The organism is Nostoc sp. MS1, assembly GCF_019976755.1.
In the GTDB taxonomy this organism is placed as follows: domain Bacteria; phylum Cyanobacteriota; class Cyanobacteriia; order Cyanobacteriales; family Nostocaceae; genus Trichormus.
This window is the reverse complement of record NZ_AP023441.1, coordinates 1,702,147-1,720,000: the sequence shown is the minus strand read 5'-3', so window position 1 is coordinate 1,720,000 and position 17,854 is coordinate 1,702,147. Positions and strand designations below refer to the sequence as shown.

Here is a 17,854-nt window from a genome sequence, read left to right as displayed (position 1 = left end):
CCTAACAGACCGAGGGCTTGACCTCATCATCATTGGCAAATATCGCGTTTCTGGCAGTCTTCAGGGTTTTGTACCCACTAAGTTTTCCTGGTGCCTATGGTGCAGTGGCACCACTCTGATCCCATCCCGAACTCAGTTGTGAAACGCTGCTACGGCTACGATAGTTGGAGGGTTGCCTCCCGCCACAATCGCTCGGTGCCAGGTTCTTTTTTTGAAAATAAAACCCCCTTTCCTGTGTGAAAGGGGGTTTTATTTTAGGTCAAGTTATATTTAATTATACAATTGTATTACGTAATTATAAGGTTGTTAGTTTAGTATTAAATTATCTCAAATTATTTAAAGTTAAGTGCTTCTTAATGTAGATTTTTGTGAGGTACTGATAAAAAATATCTGTATTAACTATACTTACTGTGCTAAGTATGCTTCAATTTTTATTGAGGCAGAAATTTCGATGCACCGCATTGAATTACTACTAATGAACCATTCTTTAGTAAGCAATAAAGCGGGTAGACTCTATGGCTAGTAAGTTCTATGACAAATTCATGGGATGGCGTGTCTGGTTAGCTAAATCATCTTTTAAACGGATGAATTTAAGCTGTTTTATTCAGAAGTGGCGATTTAGATGGCCAAATACTTATCGTCGAACTTTGCTCAAGAGTATTTTCCCTATTTTAGTATTGATATCTTTTGTCACAGTATTACTTGTAGATAACTTTATTCCTGCTGCTGCACAAATACCTCGGCAAGAAATTCGTGGGGTTTGGATGACTAACAATGATTTTGACATCCTTCGCGATCGCGTTAAGGTGCAGGATGCCATGAGTAAACTACGGCGGTTGAATTTCAATACAGTCTACCCCGTGGTGTGGAACTCTGGCTATGTCATGTATCCTAGTGCTGTAGCACAAAAGGCTGGTATCCAACCTTTTGTATTTAAAGGTAAGGATGGGCATGATATTCTTGCGGATGTGATTAACCAAGCGCATCGTCGAGGTTTATTAGCTATTCCTTGGTTTGAGTTTGGTTTTATGGCTCCTCCAACATCTGAATTAGCTATGAACCATCCAGAGTGGTTAACGCAAAAGCGTAATGGTGGACAAACTTCAATGAGTGCTGCTGGTGAGGTGGTTTGGCTGAATCCTTTTCACCCACATGTTCAACGTTTAATTAGTGACCTTGTGCTAGAAATTGTTACTAAGTATGACATTGATGGTATTCAATTTGATGATCACATGAGTTTACCTCATGAATTTGGTTACGATAAATATACGGTATCTTTATATACTAAAGAAACTAAAAATCCACCACCCTCTAATCCTCAAGAGACGGCATGGGTGCGCTGGCGTGCTGATAAAATTACGGCATTTATGGTACGGCTAAACCAAGCTGTAAAGGCCAGAAAGCCTAACGTAATTTTCTCTATATCTCCCAACTATTACGATTTTGCTTACAAGTTTCAATTACAAGATTGGTTGGCTTGGATACGATTAAAGATTGTAGATGAACTTATTGTCCAAGTTTATCGTCCTAATTTGCCAAGTTTTACCTCTATTATTTCTCGTCCAGAAATTCAAGAAGCACAAAAAGTTATACCTACTGGTATCGGGATTATGACAGGGTTACGCAATAATGCTGTCCCTATGTCACAGATTAATTCTCAGGTACGAACTACACGGCAACGTGGGCTGGGAGTAGCTTTTTTCTACTACAGTAGTCTTTGGGATTATGATCGAGAACAATTAGATGAACGACAAGCCGGATTTCAGGCTCTTTTTCCTAATCCGGCGCTTCGTGCCAGAATTGAGTAATGTTAAGGACTAAAGTCCTTACTACGAACTATCTTATCTATTGGATTTGTCATCATAGCTTTGATGGAGGTATTAGATAGGTTGTCACATTTGATGGGTGATGATTTGTCTGCTAACTATTGGTATGAAGGGTATTGTCTGCAATCTGGGGATTTGTTGAGGTTGCCTCGTACACTTTTAGCAGAGACAATCGCTCGTGATTTAATGCAGGAACTCGCTCATGATGAGCTATACTCTCGTGAAGGAAAAATGTATGGCATCTTACTAGTGGAAATGCCGACTGGCGAAAGACGGGTACTGAAGGCTTTCTCTGGGTTGCTCAATGGTCAAAGTGTAGTTGATTGTTGGGTTCCACCAATTCCAGGGAGAGAGCAAGTTGCTTTGGATGAGGCGCAGACTTTGGCTGAGTTAGATGCTATTAAGCAGGAGTTGATTACTCTCAACCAACTGCCAGAAAGGCAACTGTATGATACTGCTTATCAGGAATTTGAGCAGCAGTTGCAAGTAATGAGCGATCGCCATCGTCAACGCAAGTATCAACGTCAACAAAAGCGTTTGTTATTATCCGAAATCTCACAAACTGCACTGACTACGGCATTGGCACAACTTGAGGAAGAAAGCCGTCAGGATGGGATGGAAAAACGGCGATTGAAGCAAGAACGAGACAAGGTGCTGCAACCATTAGAGGAAGCGATCGCTACAGCAAACGCTAGGATACAACACCTCAAGCAAAAGCGAAAATCTCTATCTCGGCAATTACAGACGCAAATGCACGCTGCTTACAGCCTGATGAATTTTCTGGGACAATCGGTATCATTACAGCAATTAATGCCGAGTGGTTTACCAACAGGAACAGGAGACTGTTGTGCGCCTAAACTACTACATTATGCGGCAACTCATGGACTTAAACCCCTAGCAATGGCTGAATTTTGGTGGGGTTCATCTTCTCAAGATAAAATTCAGGGTGAGTTTTACGGTGCTTGCACGGAACGATGTCAACCTTTGATGGGGTTTTTGTTGTCGGGTTTGAAATCTCACTCTTCTACTCTAGATTTTGGCAGTAATGTAATTTATGAGGATGAATGGCTGATTGCTGTAAACAAACCGACTGGGTTGTTATCTGTTCCTGGACGTTATCTTGACAGCCAAGATAGTGTTGTTAGTCGTTTGCGTCATTTGTTACCTGATGGGAAGATGCTTGCAGCTGTACATCGCTTGGATCAGGATACATCTGGGATTCTTTTACTAGCAAAAGATAGACAAACCTATAGTTTACTTAGCCAGCAGTTTCAACAGCGACAAGTTTACAAGGTTTATGAAGCTGTACTTGCGGGAGTTGTTGGTACGGACGCAGGGATAATTGATTTGCCATTGTGGGGAGATCCCAAAAATCGACCTTATCAGCAAGTTGACTGGCAACGTGGTAAACCTAGTGTGACACAGTATCGTGCGATCGCAAAAGAAGGAGACTACACCCGGATTAAATTTTTCCCACTCACAGGACGCACCCATCAATTGCGAGTTCATGCGGCGGATATGCAAGGATTAGGAGTGGTAATTTTAGGCGATCGCTTTTATGGTTGCACGACTGGGGTAAGTCGGTTATACTTGCACGCTAGAGAACTTCGCTTTCAGCATCCGCACTCAGGAGCGACTATTCATTTACACGTAAAAACGCCATTTTAAGCGGACTAAGTAGGTGGACACAATTATTTAAGTAAGTCGGTGGGAAAAAACAAAGCTAAGTTAAGAAAGGTAAACAAGGCTATAACCCTCTTCCCTCCTGCCTTCTGCCTCCTGCCTCCTGCCTTGCCATAGCGATAATTTTTAACACTGAGCTACTTATAAGACGCATTTCGACTACGCTCAATGCTCGTTAACCTTATTAGAAGAGGGTTGAGCGCAGTCGAAACCCGGCGCTATCAAGTTAAGTTTAATTTAGTCCTTCTACTTATTAGGTTATTTGGCAGTTTTTATATAGCTTTTATTATATATTTTGACTAGCGGTGACAACTTTGGATCGTAAGGATTACTGAGATTTAGTTGATAAATAACTCGGAATAAATTTTCTTTTTTATCCCCTTCTGCTCTAACTATATAACTTGCTGGTTTGTCGGGAAAATTTTCTATTTTTTCTATTTTTTTATCTTGAATTAGTTGGATTTTATTTATTTTTTGATTTGTTTTAGTATGAGGATTGACTAAACAGAAAACACTTGTAGAATTGGGAAACTTTAGCACTTGTAAAAAGTATTTTTGTTTACCTGTATTAAATCCAGATGTGAAGTAGACAGTCGCACGATTTTGGGGAGGTACTTTTTTAAGATTTTCTGGCGTTCTCACGTAATAGCGACAATTTCTATCTAGAATTGCTTCTCCTGCCATTACAGGATTTGTAAATATTACTAAGTTAATACAATATAAGCTGAATATTGTTAATGTTGATACAGATTTTTTTGATAATTTAAGCATAGTCTAACTCCCCACTTTATCCATAAAGATGGCATTCGATGTGAAGAAGTTCCAAAATTTTATGGTAACTAGATACTAGGAGATCGCTCTATTAAACAAATTTATAGATACAGAAATGATAATTAGTAACTTCCAACCTTTTCAGTTACAAAGTTAAGGATATGTTGAGCAGTAATACTCGGTTGTTCTAAATGTGGTATGTGACCACAATCTTCAATCCAGATGAGTTGGCTATGAGGAATCGCTCTTTTAAATCTTCTGCCGTCTTCAGTACCTAAAATTTTATCGTTATCACCCCATAAAATTAGAGTAGGTGAGACAATTTCAGCCAGTTTTTTAAATCTAAAAGCAGAGTAGCCACCACTCTTAGTAAATGCAATTAAAGCTTCAGGCCAGCTAGGCATTTCTAAATGTAATGCACCACAATATAGAGCATCAAGGGTGGCAAAACTAGGATTTTTGTAAGCAGCACGAGCCACGCGATCGCGCACTTTCGGACTCCTTAAAAACTGAGCCGCCATATAATCCAATGGGGGAAACATAAATTTAGTTAGCGGTGAACCCCCCCGCAAACCAGCACTATCAATTAACACTAACTTCTCTACTACTTCTGGGTAAGTGAGCGTAAAATCAATCGCCGCCGCACCCCCCATTGATGCACCCACCAAAATTACAGGTTGGTTAATCAGAGTTTTCCAGAAGTAATATAGATGAGTTTTTATAGCCACAGGGCTAAACTGTATCCCAGCAAGTCTTTCTGTAAATCCAAAACCCAACAAATCCACCGCCCAAGTTTCATTCTCTTGTGCTAACAGTGGTATAAGACGACGAAATTCTAATACAGAACTATCGAAGCCATGAATTAATAAAATTGGTGTACTCCCAATCCCTTGACGTACATAGGCTGTAGTGATTGGTTGATTACTTAAGGGAGTAGCGATCGCGTGAGTTTGAATACTTCTAGCTAAGGCGATCGACTCAGCTTCGGTAAGTTGCTCGACTGTGGCTGGTAAAAAATTTGGAAACATGGATTCTAGTTTATCAGTTGACAGTTGACAGTTTACCCTGAGCGTAGCGTCTCGTAGAGAAGGGTTGACAGTTATTTTTTCTCCTCTGCTTCCTTGTCTCCCTCATCTCCCTCATCTCCCAAAAGAAATTTCCCCCTTGGTATCACAATGGGGTCGAAAGCCTCGTACAATTAATATCACTTAACTTTTTTTATCAGGAGCTAATGCCATGCCAATGGCGGTTGGCGTAATTGAAACTTTAGGATTTCCGGCTGTGCTTGCGGCAGCAGATGCGATGGTAAAATCTGCCGCAGTCACCTTAGTATATTATGGTCAGGCAGAAAGCGCTCGTATGTTAGTGGCTGTGCGCGGACACGTTGCTGAAGTAAGAAGAGCCGTTGAGGCGGGAATTGAGGCTGGTGAACAAGCACATGGTGGTGAAGTTATCACTCATTATATAGTTCCTAATCCTCCAGAAAATGTGGAAGATATCCTTCCCATTCACTTTACCGAAAAATCAGATCCTTTTAGGGTTTTCTAAGCAATTTTGCTATTAGCCTATGTAGCGTGCCTGCGTACAATAAACTGGTACGCCACGTAAATTAATTATTCATACAGGAGATTACTAAATGTCGTCATTACAGGCAGTGGGAGCGTTAGAGACTAAGGGTTTTCCGGCTGTGTTAGCAGCAGCAGATGCTATGGTGAAAGCTGGTCGTGTTACCCTCGTAGGCTATATCCGAGTTGGTAGCGCTCGTTTTACAGTTAATATTCGTGGCGATGTTTCCGAAGTTAAGACAGCAATGGCGGCTGGTGTGGAAGCTGCACAGAATGTTTATGGTGGTACTTTAGAATCTTGGGTAATTATTCCCCGTCCTCATGAAAACGTTGAAGCTGTGCTACCTATTGGTTACACAGATGCAGTTCAACAGTATCGGGATTCTGTAGAAAATCCTATCATTCGTTCTAACAACGGGCGATAGAGGGTAGGGTACAGGTAATAAAGACATTTGTACTCGTCGTAGGGGCGCAAATATATACGCCTCTACCCTTATTTCCTAACCGCCACTTGGTTCTCCCCAATCTTTAATGATGGAGAATATGGAAGAATAATCTTCATTTGCGAATGACATTTTCATCGTTGTTTGTAAAATTTTCTGCACAGTTTCAATACTGCTGAGTTCCAAACCTAGATATTGGGCTTCGGAAATAAACAAATCTGTATCTTTGAGTAAGTGTTTTGTCGGAAAATTGGGATTGCTATAATCGCCATCCAGCATTCTTTGCAGCTTTTTATCAAAGGTAGGGGCATATAGCGCACTTCCCCGCAGAACTTCCATAAATTTGTCTACATCAATGCCTTGACGCTGTACAAAGGCTAAACTTAGAGCGAAGCTGGTAGTTAATGAAGCTATTAACTGATTTAGAGCTAATTTCAAACCAGATGCGGTTCCTACAGGCCCTATCAGTAACGGTTCTGGGCCAAAATTCTTGAGTAAATCTAGACAACGTTCATATTGTCGAGGTTCAGCACCTACCATCACCGTCAGCGTTCCCGCTTCTGCTTCTGGTATACTTCCTAACACTGGTGCTTCTATATATTCGCCGCCACCACCAATTATAGAATCTCGAATTTCTTGGCTTTGTGTAGAGGTAATTGTTCCCATCTGGATGATAGTACGCCCTTCCAGAGTCCGCCAGGAAGTATCAGAAAGCAAAACATGGTATATTGCGGCGGCGTTAGTCAACATAAGGATGACGCATTCAGCCTCTCGAATGGCATAGCGGGGATGTGTCACTACTTCCGCGCCTGCTGCTTGTAGTGGGGCTAGTTTTTCTGGGGTACGGTTATAGGCGACTACCTCTATATTTGCTGCTAACAATCTTTGGGCCATTGGTAGTCCCATTAGTCCAGTTCCCAGAAATGCCACCTTCATGTTTTACGTTCCTTTGATTCAGACGCTTTGTCATCGTTTGATTTTCTGTGGTTAGGGAGTAGTTAATCAACTGTTGACAGTTAACAGATTTACGTTGTTTCTCTACCCCCTACGCCTGAATCTAGCGATCAGCCGCCTGCGGCAAATGTTGCCATAATGACAACTGAAAGCAAGATGCCAGGACTAAGTAATGTTACTAGCACTATTAGGTCATGAGTAGACATATTTATAACTCCCCTCTGATGCTCGACTCATAGTAATCACTGTTATGCTAGTCTATATCTAGCTGATTGAGCATTCTTAAATATAGAGTTTTAATTATTTGGTCATTAGTCATTGGTCATCGGTCATTAGTCAACAGTCCATAGTCCATAGTCGTTATTGATTGTCCCTTGTCTTCCTCATCGCCTTCATCTCCCTCATCTGGCTAACTCCGGTATAGTCAAACCCTTGAGTGGTTGAGATGTTTCTTGTTTTGTTAGCCCTTTGGCTTGAATTAAAACTCCGAAGCCACCTAGTCCTGTGGGATCGATTAGTTGATGTAGGGCTTGTCTGCGATTTAGTAATTCAGAGACAGAGATTTGTTGATGGGAAAGGGCAGCAATACGGTTTCCTAAGCCCAAAGCCATTAAAAATAAAGCTTGTTGGGTAAAACCAAGCTTGGCTAAACCGCAGCGATCACCCCATTTCTCTAATGCGGTAAAGTCAACATGGGCAGTGATATCTTGTTGTCCGATATTGATATAAGGGTTGTCATGGTGACGGTGTTGATAGTAGCACTGTAGGGTTCCTTGCGATCGCCTGGGGTTATAATAACGGCTGGCAGGATAGCCATAATCAATTGTTATCACATACCCTCTTTGCAAGCGGTCTGCTACTATACTCAACCAATCAAGGGCTGCTAAATTAATTTCACTACGATAGCCATCCTCATAACCACCTTGGGTTAAATTAATTCCTACTAACTCAAAATATTCTGCAAGTTTGGGGGTTGAGGGTGAGGCGGTAATTTCTGTTAATTCGTAATTAGGAGACAAAATAAGATTGGTATCTCCCCTATCTTCCCCCACTCCCCACTCTCCACTCCCCACTCCCCGCAAGGTTACATAAATCTCTTGCAACTCCCCTGCTTCTAAGGTGAACTGATGCACTGGTAAGGCATCTACTAACTCATTGGAGAAGAAGCAGCCAATAATTGAGTTAGATGCTATGTCTTCTAAATTGCACCATTGCACGGGAAATTCTTGTAAGCGGTGCTGTTGTTCTTGCTTTAAGCCTGGGGATTTTTCGACAATAAGGTACTGCAAGGCGGCAAATAACTTGGGATATTGCGCCTGAATATATTTGAGGATATGTAAAGCTAATAATCCTTGTCCTGCACCCATTTCTACCAAATAAAAGGGGACTGGTTGTCCTAAAATTTCCCACATTTGGAGGAATTGTTCTGCTAGTAAATCACCAAAGTCAGCGCCGAGATTAACTGAGGTGAAGAAATCACCACCTTTGAAGCCAATTTTGACTGCATTGCTTGAATAATAACCGTGTTCGGGATGGTATAGCACCATGTCCATATATTCTGCAAAGGTTATTCGCGCTTGGGGACTGGTAGCAATGCGCTGGGCTATGGCTTGTTGTAGCGGTGAAGGGGGGTTCATAGATAAGTTAAATTCACTATCAGGCGTAATTTTAAATTGATTTGTCCTCCACCTAGTTCAGCTTGCCAAAATGTAGGGCGATGTAGCTAAAGTTTGCGCCCCTGATTGCATGAGTTGTATATCTGATTCTTTCCAAAAATGGGGCGCTTGGCAATGATGGGCAACTAATAGTCCCCATAATCCTTTGGGTACTAAAACTGGTACAACTAGATTGGCGCGGACTTGCAGAGTGCGGAGGAAGTCGCGGTGGCAAGGGTTGATTGGTTCTGATTCAATATCAGCGATCGCTCTTGTACGTCCTGCTAAATACAATGCTGCATATTCATCATTAAAGCATTCATCTGGCCCACTTGAGCCTAATATGGAAAATTCTTCAGAACTTAAGGCTTCAAATGTAACTTGTCCGTGCCACTGCGAATAAAAATAATACAACACCACCCGATCAACTTGTAGCGATTCTCTCAGGTTGTTCGTTGTTTGTCGAACTAGTGCGTCTCTTTGCATTGTTTGGACAAGACGCTGGAGAACTCTTTGTAAACCCTTTTCAGCAGGGTTATTCGAGTGAGGATCAAATTCTGCTTGAGAGTGAAGTTGCACAGTTCTAGATTGATAAATCGGGCGAATCTTTCACATTTATATAGTAATTTATTAGGCTTTAGTTGAACAGTAGCGTTGGCTAGGTAAAATCAGTAATTGATTAGCTTAAAGCTTATGTAATAAGGGTTTCATGCTTTTTATATTCAATATTCATTTCACCTAATCCTTACACAGTTATAAAATCTAATTCGATGTTGTTCTAATACAAATACAAGTAGAGGCAGCCCTGGTTTAAATTTGTCTTCCAACTCAAAGCAAGTAACATTAGGCAATACCTAACCCAAAAATATTAAACTTTTTTTAATTATTAGATATTCTTTCTATATTTCAGTTCAAAAATGCTTAATAAGCCTCCAGCTAGTAATACAGGAAGAAAATAGTAAATTCCGCGATAAGCTAACAGTGAGCCTAAAATTACTGCTGCCGAAATTTTAGAAGAAAGTAAGAGCAAGATAACAGTTTCAAATACTCCCAACCCCCCAGGAATATTACTAATAACTGCTGCCAGCATCGCTAGCAAGTAAACTCCTAAAAAATCAGGGTAAGATAAACTAGAATTAACAGGCAGGATGACATACAGAACTGCGGCGGCAAAAACCCAGTCAAGGCTGGAAATGGCAATTTGAGCTACAGATAGCGAGAAGTTGGGAAAACGGAAGACATGACCACGAATTGTTAATGTTTGCCGAATGAAAATACTACCTAATAGGTAGATAACGAGTAAAAAGATAAAAATAAAGCTTAAGGGACGTACTGTAGAAAAAGGTAAATGTAGTTGGGTAGGAATTGGTAAAGGATTAGTCAGGAAAATTAAACCAGCAAGGGTAAGCATTCCTAACCAAAAGGTAAAATTCACAAAGGCAATTATTTGGGCGATCGCTACTACTGGCACTCCCCAACCAGTATAGAATCGGTAACGGATAGCACTGCCAGTCAATAAAGCAAAACCGATAGTGTTACTGAAAGCGGAACTAATAAAGTTAGTTAAAGCAATTTTATTCCACGATAGGGTGCGATCAACGTAGTAAAAACCTAAAATATCATACCCCGCCATTACTGAATAACCAAGAATAGTTAACCCAATCGCCCAACTCAATCGCCGTTTGGGAATGGAAGCTAATGAGTGCAGAATATCCTGATAATTATAGGCTCGTAATTCATTAGCGATCGCCCATATACAAAGTCCCAATAATAACAAACTCAATAAATAGCTGAAATTAAATCGAAAATTCTTAAACATAAAGGTTTGGGAATAAAGGGAAAAGTAGCCGTCAATTTTCCATCCAGTTGACACACCATTGACAAATGTATTTCGTAAGCTATTGAAGTTAGTCGCTAGTCAGTGAGCAATTGTTGTTCCCTTTTGCCCTACCTTTAATTCCCTACTGCTTATGACTCATTATGATGCACTTATTGGAGAAAAATTTCACCTACGTCGAGGCGTAAATTTACAAGTTTGTCATAGTTCTGGTGCTTATCCCCCAATGGTTTTTATCCACGGAGGTACGGGAAACCGATTTAATTTTAGAATGCAGTATGAATTTGCTCAGACTCAAGGCTGGGAAGTTTTAGCCTATGATTTGGCAGGAAATGGTGAGTCTAGTCGTTACTCTCGTTATTCTATAGGGCGGCATTGTCGAGATTTACACCGATTATTGCAACACTTTGGAATTGATTTACCTGTGTTGTGCTGCCACAGTTATGGGGTTCCTATTGGTTTAGAGTTTATACAACATTATCCAGTAAAAGCAATTGTTGCTATTGCTGGGGGAACTCACGATTTAGCGCCGTGGTGGGAAATTCCCTTGATGAAATTTATGGCTTGGGGTGGCAGATATTTACTGCATTTGCCTGGGGTACAAACAGTTAACAAATTTCTCTCAACTTCCTATCGTCACAGTGTGATGGAAAGGTTTTTTGCTGAAAACCCAGCACCTACAGATTTTGATGCCTATAAAGGTTTAGAAATCTTTTGGGACTATAACTTTTTTATTCGTCATCCTTTACCGAAGAATCTGCATATTCCCGCTTTAATCATTACTGCGGGAAAAGACCCTAGCTTTACCCTCAAGATGGGGGATGAGTTAGTGAGTCACTTTGATGATGGGACTCATTTACATTACGCCAATGCGGGACATTTGGTAATGGCTGAGTGTGCTGAGTTAGTGAATGAAGCGATCGCTAATTGGCTAACTCAAAAAGTTATATCAGTTCACAATTCAAACACAATAACAATATAATTTGCGTGGGTTTCTATGAACAACAAAAAACTGCAAATATTATTCTTGACTAGTGTTTCCTTCTGCCTTTTAACATTAACTGCTACAGCGCAAGCACCACTAAAAACCCCTTCTACAGCACAGTCGCCACCCAGCAATGAGAATGTAGTTAACCGCCTCAGCTTTCAAATAGAAACCTACAACAGCCAAATCATGGGGGGAAATCGTACCTATGGAGTTTCTCTACCTCCTGGCTACGCACAAAACCCACAGCAACGTTATCCAGTAGTTTTTCTTCTCCACGGTGGTCATGGTGAACCTACCGATTGGTTTAAGGGAGGCAAAGGAAAAGCTCTGACAACCCTAGAACAGCTTTATGCTAAAGACAAATTACCACCTAGTATTATCATTACCCCAGATGGTAACGATAAGCGTGGTTCTAGTCCATATAGAGATCCTGATTATTTCGACGGCCCTAATGGTAATGTCTCTACAGCGATTGGTAATGAGTTAGTACAAGTAGTTAAAAGTCGCTACCGTACTCTACCCAATCCTGATTTTTGGGCAATTGGCGGATTATCTTCTGGCGGCTGGGGTGCTGTTAATATAGGCTTACATAATTTTAACAACTTCTCGATTTTATTTAGTCATAGTGGTTATTTTCAAGATAAAAGTGGCCCAGCAAATAGCCCAATTGTTTATATCAAAAATGTGCCATCACAAGTTAAAAAAAGATTAAGAATTTATTTAGATACAGGTAGCTCAGATCGTGATGAAGTCAATGAAGGCAAAAATTTTAGTCAAGAACTAGCACGCTTAAATATTGACCACGTATTTCGTGAATATCCTGGAAGTCACACTTGGCAATATTGGCGAGAACACTTAGCAGATTCTTTAACTTTTGTGGGTGAACAATTTAAAGCTGCACAAACAGCCAGCACATCTAAAAATCTGCCCAATCACTGATAATCTTAATAGATTTGGCTGAACACAAGAAATGATAGGGAATAACGGCTGTCTGACTCCATTGACTAACAAAACTTATTAAAAAAATATGAAAATTTCTAAGATTTTCATGGGTATAGTAGGTGCGATCTCCATCTTAATTGCTGGTGGCTACTACTATGTATTTGTATTAGGCGCTCCGCAATTAGATCCACCCCAAGAAGAAACTAATACTGGTCTAAAATTTCAGTTAGAAACCTTCAATTCCCAAGCAATGGGTACAGTTCGCAATTATGGCGTGATTTTACCCCCAGGTTATAGTAAAAATCCTCAAAAGCGCTATCCTGTTATAGTTCTATTACACGGTGGTCATGATGATGCCCGTGCCTATGTTGATAAATATGCCATACTCAATATATTATCTGAATTATATAAGAGTAAAAAGTTACCTCCATCAATTGTGATTACACCTGATGGTAACGATAATCGCGGTTCGAGTCCTTTATATGACCCCGACTATTTTGATGGGCCTCACGGTAAAATAGGAACGTTGATTGGTTCGGAGTTAGTACAAGTAGTGAAGTCACGCTACCGCACGCTCGAATCACCCCAATTTTGGGCTTTGGGAGGTCTATCTTCCGGGGGATGGGGAGCATTAAATATCGGGTTACGCTATCTCAACAACTTTAATATCTTTTTTAGCCATAGTGGTTATTTTATTGATAATAGTGGCCCACAAAATAGTCCTCAACAAATCGTCAAAAAGCTATCACCTGATGAGAGAAAACGCTTGCGAATTTATTTAGATGCAGGGGTAAACGATACGGATTTTTTGGCTTCTACAAAAGCATTTCATCAAACTTTAAATCAGTTAGGTATTGCTAATGTTTTCTACTCATTTCCAGGCGGACATGGTTTATCAGGTGTTGATATAGGGTGGAACTACTTTCACAAACATCTTAAAGATTCCCTGGCTTATGTAGGAGAACAGTTTAATAATTCACAACCAAAATGAGTAGTATATCTAAAACTCAACTAGGACTTTGGAGTGCAGCTATTCTAACTGCTGTAGTTGGAGTAGTTAACTTATTATCATCAGTCACACCTAATTTATATGGTAGAAATCATTGGCTAAAAGAATTTTTACCATTTGATATTCGTGCTAGCGGTCATATATTTGCCGCGTTAACAGGATTTATTCTATTAACACTTGCTACTAATTTATTACGGCGAAAACGAGTTGCTTGGATCTTAACTATAGGTATATTAGTTATTTCTATCATAAGTCATTTATTAAAAGGATGGGATTACGAAGAAAGTATATTATCGGGAATTTTACTAGTACAGTTAATCTTGATGCGCCATGTTTTTACAGCACAATCTGACCGTCCTTCAGTAGCGCAAGGTGTGCGGATATTAATAGGTGCATTGTTATTTACCTTAGCTTATGGCACAGTAGGATTCTATTTGTTAGATGGCAAATTCACCGAAAATTTTAATTGGGGTGAAGCCGTAGTACAAACCTTGGCAATGTTTTTTACAGAAGATAATTGGGGTTTGCAGCCAAAGAGTAAATTTGGAGAATTTTTTGCTAATTCTATTTATATCATTGCTGCCAGTACAATGACATTTGCAGTGATCATGCTTTTACAACCAGTATTATCACGTAATGCTGCTACTGCAAATGAGCAAAGAAAAGCAAAGGAAATTGTTCAAGACTATGGACGTTCTTCCTTGGCAGCTTTGACTCTTTTGAGTGATAAAAGCTATTATTTTAGTCCTTCTGGTCGTAGCGTTATTGCTTATGTTCCTAAAGGTAGGGGTGCGATCGCCTTGGGTGATCCCATCGGCCCCATTGAAGACAGAATGGAAACTATCGTTAGTTTCTGGGAGTTTTGTCAACGTAATGATTGGTATCCAGCTTTTTACCAAACTTTACCCGATGACTTGGAAATGTACACTTCTTTAGGGTTTAGGGTTCTCAAGATTGGTGAAGAAGCGATCGTGGATCTCAAGAGTTTTACTTTGCAAGGGAAAGCTGGTAAAAACTTTCGTCCATCAATTAACCGTTTGACTAAATTAGGTTATCAAATTAATTTCCATCAACCACCAATTACTAATGAATTATTGCAGCAACTCAAACCCGTGAGTGATGAATGGTTAAGGATGGTGCAAGGTTCAGAAAAACGCTTTTCTTTGGGTTGGTTTGATGAAGCTTACCTACGGGAGTGTGAGATTGCTGTCATTATGAATCCCAATGGGCAAATCGATGCTTTTACCAATCTCTTACCAGAATATCAACTGAACGAAGCCACCATTGATTTGATGCGTCACCGAGAATCAATGGAAAATGGGACGATGGATTTTTTATTCACTTCCCTACTGCAACACTTTAAAGACCAAGGTTACGACAGCTTTAACTTTGGCTTATCTGCATTGGCTGGGGTGGGTGAACAACCAGAATCCAGGCGTTTAGAGAAGGTATTGCGCTATCTTTACGAACATTTAAACCGTTTCTACAATTTTCAAGGCTTACATTCCTATAAAGAGAAATTTCATCCACGTTGGGAAGGACGTTATTTGGTTTACCCCAGCTTAACCTCCTTACCCGATGTGGTTGTAGCATTGATTCGCGCAGATTCAGGCGATCGCCTCCTTGATTATTTCCAACCAGGAGCGTAATTAACAATTGACAATTGACAATTGACAATTGTTTTTTCTCCCCTGTACCTCTGCTCCTATAAAAGTTGACACTGAGCGTGGTGGCGTAATAAATGGTCGCAAAGAACCAAAGCCACCATTGCTTCTACCATTGGGACTGCACGGGGTAAAACGCAGGGATCATGTCTGCCTTTGGCTGCGAGTAAGGTTTCTTCACCTTCACGAGTGACTGTTTTTTGCTCTTTTCTAATTGTGGCTGTTGGTTTAAATGCTACTCGCAAAATAATATTTTCACCGTTAGAAATACCACCTTGAATCCCACCAGAACGGTTAGTTACTGTACGAACTTCGCCGTTTTCATCAATGTAATATTCATCGTTATGCTCAAATCCTGTTAACACAGTCCCGGCAAAACCTGAGCCAATTTCAAAGCCTTTGCTGGCGGGGAGTGACATGACAGCTTTGGCGATATCTGCTTCTAATTTATCGAATACAGGCTCACCCAAACCTTTAGGTACGTTCCGCGCTACGCACTCTACCACACCACCAATAGAATCGCCTTGTCTGCCAGTTTGTTCAATTAAATCAATCATGCGTTCTGCTAATTCCCCATCGGGACAGCGCACGATGTTGCTTTCCACTTGTTCTAAGGTGACAGTATTGGGATCAACAACACCTTCTAAATCTTTAATGCGCTTGACGTAGCCGATAACCTCTACATTAGCAACTTGACGGAGAATTTTTTTAGCGATCGCACCTGCGGCTACTCTGCCAATTGTCTCACGCGCCGATGATCTACCCCCACCTTGCCAGTTACGAATCCCGTATTTAGCATCATAGGTAGCATCAGCATGGGAAGGACGATACTTTTGCGCCATCTCATCGTAATCTTGCGGACGAGTATCTTTATTCCGCACCAAAATCGAGATTGGTGTTCCCAGAGTTTTACCCTCAAATACCCCAGACAAAATCTCACAGGTGTCAGCTTCTTTACGAGGCGTTGTAATCTTACTCTGTCCTGGCTTTCTCCTGTCTAACTCCAGTTGAATCTCCTCAGCAGAAATTGGCAGCCGTGGGGGACAACCATCAATCACAACCCCCACACCTCCACCGTGTGACTCACCAAAAGTAGTGATGCGAAATAGATGTCCAAAAGTATTACCCATGATGTTGAGGAAAGAAGCGGCTTATGTATTGTACCTAGAGTTTTTGCCAAAATTAATTTTTATGCGTGTACTTTCTTTTGTAATATTCAGCAAAAAAATTTATTGACAATCAAAGACAGAGGGAATGAGACAGAAGAATCAATACGGTTCGGTTAACAAAGTTATCTCTTGAGGTAAGTAGGAATGTTGGAGAAAGGAGAGTGTTTATTCCCAGCTTACCTAGCTTATCTGCACCGTATTAGAAACTGCTTGCTGTCATTCCCCCAACTGAACTATTTCTTAGCTTTCTCTTTTTTGGTAGAGTAAAGAACAATACCTAATTCAAAACCGGGTTGATAACCTTTATGCTCTGGTTCATATGGTAGTAACTTGTCGGCACGGCCTACATTGAATCTACTTAATTGCTCACGTAATCTGGATATTGCTACTTTCAGAGGAGAATTTTTGCTAGTTACCCCTTCAAGTTGCACTCCATAACGCAAGTGCCGTCTACCATCTGTATTATGAGCAAAAGCAAAATCTTGAACAGACAAACGATTATTTTCTGGAATATTGTCTACATACATTTTTGATTTGCGTCGTGAACAATCATAATCTTGCTCACAAATAATCACTTCATGCTGTAGCTCAGATTTTTTTGCCAGAAAAGCTAATATTTTGAAAGCATTTGACCGTTCTTTAATTCCCAAGATAGGATCAAGTTTTTTAGAGCCAGGCATTTCTAATAGTATAGATTTCTCTTCGGCCTTGTTCCAAATTTCATCTAGGGTTTTTGATTTGTTTCCCACCTTTTTTAACAAAGGAGCTATGGGTAAATATGGCTTTCTAGGTATATTCATCTGTTCAGCCATAGCTTGATGTATCTCTTGTGTGAACCCCAACCCAATTAAAACTTTTGGTGTGGTGACACTAGCTTTGTCAGAAAAGTCAGGACGTTTAAGTAAATCTATCAGCCAATCATAAGAATCATCTGGATCTTCATCGATTTGTGATTTGTGAATGATATCAATAACTCCTTGCTGTCGCCGCAACTTTGCTGTTTCTTTTATCAATAGTTGGCTATTACCATCACTCCGTGACATCGGTGCTGCTGTTACCACGATAATTTTTATATCAGAACGTTGAGCGCTAATTTCTCTGATCACGCCTTTTCCTTGCCAGCGCTGGAGTTCTCTTTGCTCCTCAGCAACAGGGATAGGAGGAACATAAAGAATTTCATCAATTAGTGCAAACTTAACAGATGGGTTAGTCTTAGCGATTTTGATAGCTTCTGTTGCATTTTGGGTGGAATAACAGCTAAAGCCTGCTCTTATTAATCGCCTTTCGTGTAGCGCTAGCCAACGTTCATCATCATCTAATATTAAAATACCTACATCACTCACATTCT

At 40.4% G+C, this 17,854-nt stretch carries 16 protein-coding genes and 2 rRNA genes (1 of these 18 cut by a window edge); 10 read left to right on the top strand and 8 right to left on the bottom strand.

Annotated elements, in window-relative coordinates:
• The 4 genes from NSMS1_RS07580 to NSMS1_RS07565 all read left to right on the top strand — a co-directional run.
• Positions 1–25, top strand: a 23S ribosomal RNA gene (locus NSMS1_RS07580); it begins 2,803 nt to the left of the window's first position.
• Between the two features lie 61 nt (positions 26–86).
• Positions 87–204, top strand: a 5S ribosomal RNA gene (rrf, locus tag NSMS1_RS07575).
• Between the two features lie 311 nt (positions 205–515).
• Entirely contained in the window at positions 516–1,808 is a 1,293-nt protein-coding gene (locus NSMS1_RS07570) for a glycoside hydrolase family 10 protein (protein WP_224092282.1), read from the top strand.
• Positions 1,809–1,871: 63 nt separating this feature from the next.
• A complete protein-coding gene (locus NSMS1_RS07565; protein ID WP_224092280.1) occupies positions 1,872–3,494 on the top strand; it encodes an RluA family pseudouridine synthase in 1,623 nt (540 codons plus the stop codon).
• A 273-nt stretch (positions 3,495–3,767) separates the two neighbouring features.
• Here the strand turns inward: NSMS1_RS07565 and NSMS1_RS07560 are convergent, their stop codons facing one another.
• Together NSMS1_RS07560 and NSMS1_RS07555 are read right to left on the bottom strand one after the other, a co-directional pair.
• A complete protein-coding gene (locus tag NSMS1_RS07560; protein ID WP_224092278.1) occupies positions 3,768–4,280 on the bottom strand; it encodes a hypothetical protein in 513 nt (170 codons plus the stop codon).
• 122 nt (positions 4,281–4,402) lie between these two features.
• A complete protein-coding gene (locus NSMS1_RS07555) occupies positions 4,403–5,308 on the bottom strand; it encodes an alpha/beta fold hydrolase (RefSeq protein WP_224092276.1) in 906 nt (301 codons plus the stop codon).
• Between the two features lie 208 nt (positions 5,309–5,516).
• Between NSMS1_RS07555 and NSMS1_RS07550 the strand changes: the two genes are divergently transcribed.
• Positions 5,517–5,828, top strand: a complete 312-nt coding sequence (locus NSMS1_RS07550) for a carbon dioxide-concentrating mechanism protein CcmK (protein ID WP_224092275.1) — start codon at positions 5,517–5,519, stop codon at positions 5,826–5,828.
• Between the two features lie 88 nt (positions 5,829–5,916).
• Positions 5,917–6,270 carry a carbon dioxide-concentrating mechanism protein CcmK gene (locus NSMS1_RS07545; RefSeq protein ID WP_224092273.1) on the top strand — a complete coding sequence of 118 codons (354 nt, stop codon included), beginning with the start codon at positions 5,917–5,919 and terminating at the stop codon, positions 6,268–6,270.
• 75 nt (positions 6,271–6,345) lie between these two features.
• Here the strand turns inward: NSMS1_RS07545 and NSMS1_RS07540 are convergent, their stop codons facing one another.
• The 4 genes from NSMS1_RS07540 to NSMS1_RS07525 form a co-directional block, all read right to left on the bottom strand.
• Complete coding sequence (locus tag NSMS1_RS07540) at positions 6,346–7,224, bottom strand: NAD(P)-dependent oxidoreductase (protein ID WP_224092271.1); 879 nt, start codon at positions 7,222–7,224, stop codon at positions 6,346–6,348.
• A 419-nt stretch (positions 7,225–7,643) separates the two neighbouring features.
• The gene (locus NSMS1_RS07535; RefSeq protein WP_224092269.1) at positions 7,644–8,879 is read right to left on the bottom strand and encodes a class I SAM-dependent methyltransferase; all 1,236 of its coding nucleotides are present in this window, start codon (positions 8,877–8,879) and stop codon (positions 7,644–7,646) included.
• A 57-nt stretch (positions 8,880–8,936) separates the two neighbouring features.
• Positions 8,937–9,476, bottom strand: coding sequence for a GAF domain-containing protein (locus NSMS1_RS07530; protein ID WP_224092268.1), 540 nt, complete (start codon positions 9,474–9,476; stop codon positions 8,937–8,939).
• A 307-nt stretch (positions 9,477–9,783) separates the two neighbouring features.
• Entirely contained in the window at positions 9,784–10,716 is a 933-nt protein-coding gene (locus tag NSMS1_RS07525; protein WP_224092266.1) for a lysylphosphatidylglycerol synthase domain-containing protein, read from the bottom strand.
• 151 nt (positions 10,717–10,867) lie between these two features.
• Between NSMS1_RS07525 and NSMS1_RS07520 the strand changes: the two genes are divergently transcribed.
• The 4 genes from NSMS1_RS07520 (at position 10,868) to NSMS1_RS07505 (ending at position 15,322) form a co-directional block, all read left to right on the top strand.
• Entirely contained in the window at positions 10,868–11,716 is an 849-nt protein-coding gene (locus NSMS1_RS07520) for an alpha/beta fold hydrolase (RefSeq protein WP_224092264.1), read from the top strand.
• Positions 11,717–11,731: 15 nt separating this feature from the next.
• Positions 11,732–12,661, top strand: a complete 930-nt coding sequence (locus tag NSMS1_RS07515; RefSeq protein ID WP_224092262.1) for an alpha/beta hydrolase — start codon at positions 11,732–11,734, stop codon at positions 12,659–12,661.
• 88 nt (positions 12,662–12,749) lie between these two features.
• On the top strand, positions 12,750–13,655 hold the full coding sequence (locus tag NSMS1_RS07510) for an alpha/beta hydrolase (protein ID WP_224092260.1): 906 nt from the start codon (positions 12,750–12,752) through the stop codon (positions 13,653–13,655).
• Positions 13,652–15,322: a phosphatidylglycerol lysyltransferase domain-containing protein gene (locus NSMS1_RS07505; RefSeq protein ID WP_224092259.1), complete on the top strand. Its 1,671-nt coding sequence runs from the start codon at positions 13,652–13,654 to the stop codon at positions 15,320–15,322. The genes NSMS1_RS07510 and NSMS1_RS07505 overlap by 4 nt, the downstream gene beginning before the upstream one ends.
• A 56-nt stretch (positions 15,323–15,378) precedes the next feature.
• Here the strand turns inward: NSMS1_RS07505 and aroC are convergent, their stop codons facing one another.
• Together aroC and NSMS1_RS07495 are read right to left on the bottom strand one after the other, a co-directional pair.
• Positions 15,379–16,467 (bottom strand): chorismate synthase, encoded by a 1,089-nt coding sequence (gene aroC / locus NSMS1_RS07500; protein ID WP_224092258.1) that lies wholly within the window; start codon positions 16,465–16,467, stop codon positions 15,379–15,381.
• 272 nt (positions 16,468–16,739) lie between these two features.
• Positions 16,740–17,849 carry a hypothetical protein gene (locus NSMS1_RS07495; protein WP_224092257.1) on the bottom strand — a complete coding sequence of 370 codons (1,110 nt, stop codon included), beginning with the start codon at positions 17,847–17,849 and terminating at the stop codon, positions 16,740–16,742.
• Positions 17,850–17,854: the final 5 nt, after the last annotated feature.

Coding starts and splice junctions, on each gene's coding strand:
- NSMS1_RS07570 (WP_224092282.1), top strand. CDS start 516: ATGGCTAGTAAGTTCTATGACAAATTCATGGGATGGCGTGTCTGGTTA.
- NSMS1_RS07565 (WP_224092280.1), top strand. CDS start 1,872: ATGGAGGTATTAGATAGGTTGTCACATTTGATGGGTGATGATTTGTCT.
- NSMS1_RS07560 (WP_224092278.1), bottom strand. CDS start 4,280: ATGCTTAAATTATCAAAAAAATCTGTATCAACATTAACAATATTCAGC.
- NSMS1_RS07555 (WP_224092276.1), bottom strand. CDS start 5,308: ATGTTTCCAAATTTTTTACCAGCCACAGTCGAGCAACTTACCGAAGCT.
- NSMS1_RS07550 (WP_224092275.1), top strand. CDS start 5,517: ATGCCAATGGCGGTTGGCGTAATTGAAACTTTAGGATTTCCGGCTGTG.
- NSMS1_RS07545 (WP_224092273.1), top strand. CDS start 5,917: ATGTCGTCATTACAGGCAGTGGGAGCGTTAGAGACTAAGGGTTTTCCG.
- NSMS1_RS07540 (WP_224092271.1), bottom strand. CDS start 7,224: ATGAAGGTGGCATTTCTGGGAACTGGACTAATGGGACTACCAATGGCC.
- NSMS1_RS07535 (WP_224092269.1), bottom strand. CDS start 8,879: ATGAACCCCCCTTCACCGCTACAACAAGCCATAGCCCAGCGCATTGCT.
- NSMS1_RS07525 (WP_224092266.1), bottom strand. CDS start 10,716: ATGTTTAAGAATTTTCGATTTAATTTCAGCTATTTATTGAGTTTGTTA.
- NSMS1_RS07520 (WP_224092264.1), top strand. CDS start 10,868: ATGACTCATTATGATGCACTTATTGGAGAAAAATTTCACCTACGTCGA.
- NSMS1_RS07515 (WP_224092262.1), top strand. CDS start 11,732: ATGAACAACAAAAAACTGCAAATATTATTCTTGACTAGTGTTTCCTTC.
- NSMS1_RS07510 (WP_224092260.1), top strand. CDS start 12,750: ATGAAAATTTCTAAGATTTTCATGGGTATAGTAGGTGCGATCTCCATC.
- NSMS1_RS07505 (WP_224092259.1), top strand. CDS start 13,652: ATGAGTAGTATATCTAAAACTCAACTAGGACTTTGGAGTGCAGCTATT.
- aroC (WP_224092258.1), bottom strand. CDS start 16,467: ATGGGTAATACTTTTGGACATCTATTTCGCATCACTACTTTTGGTGAG.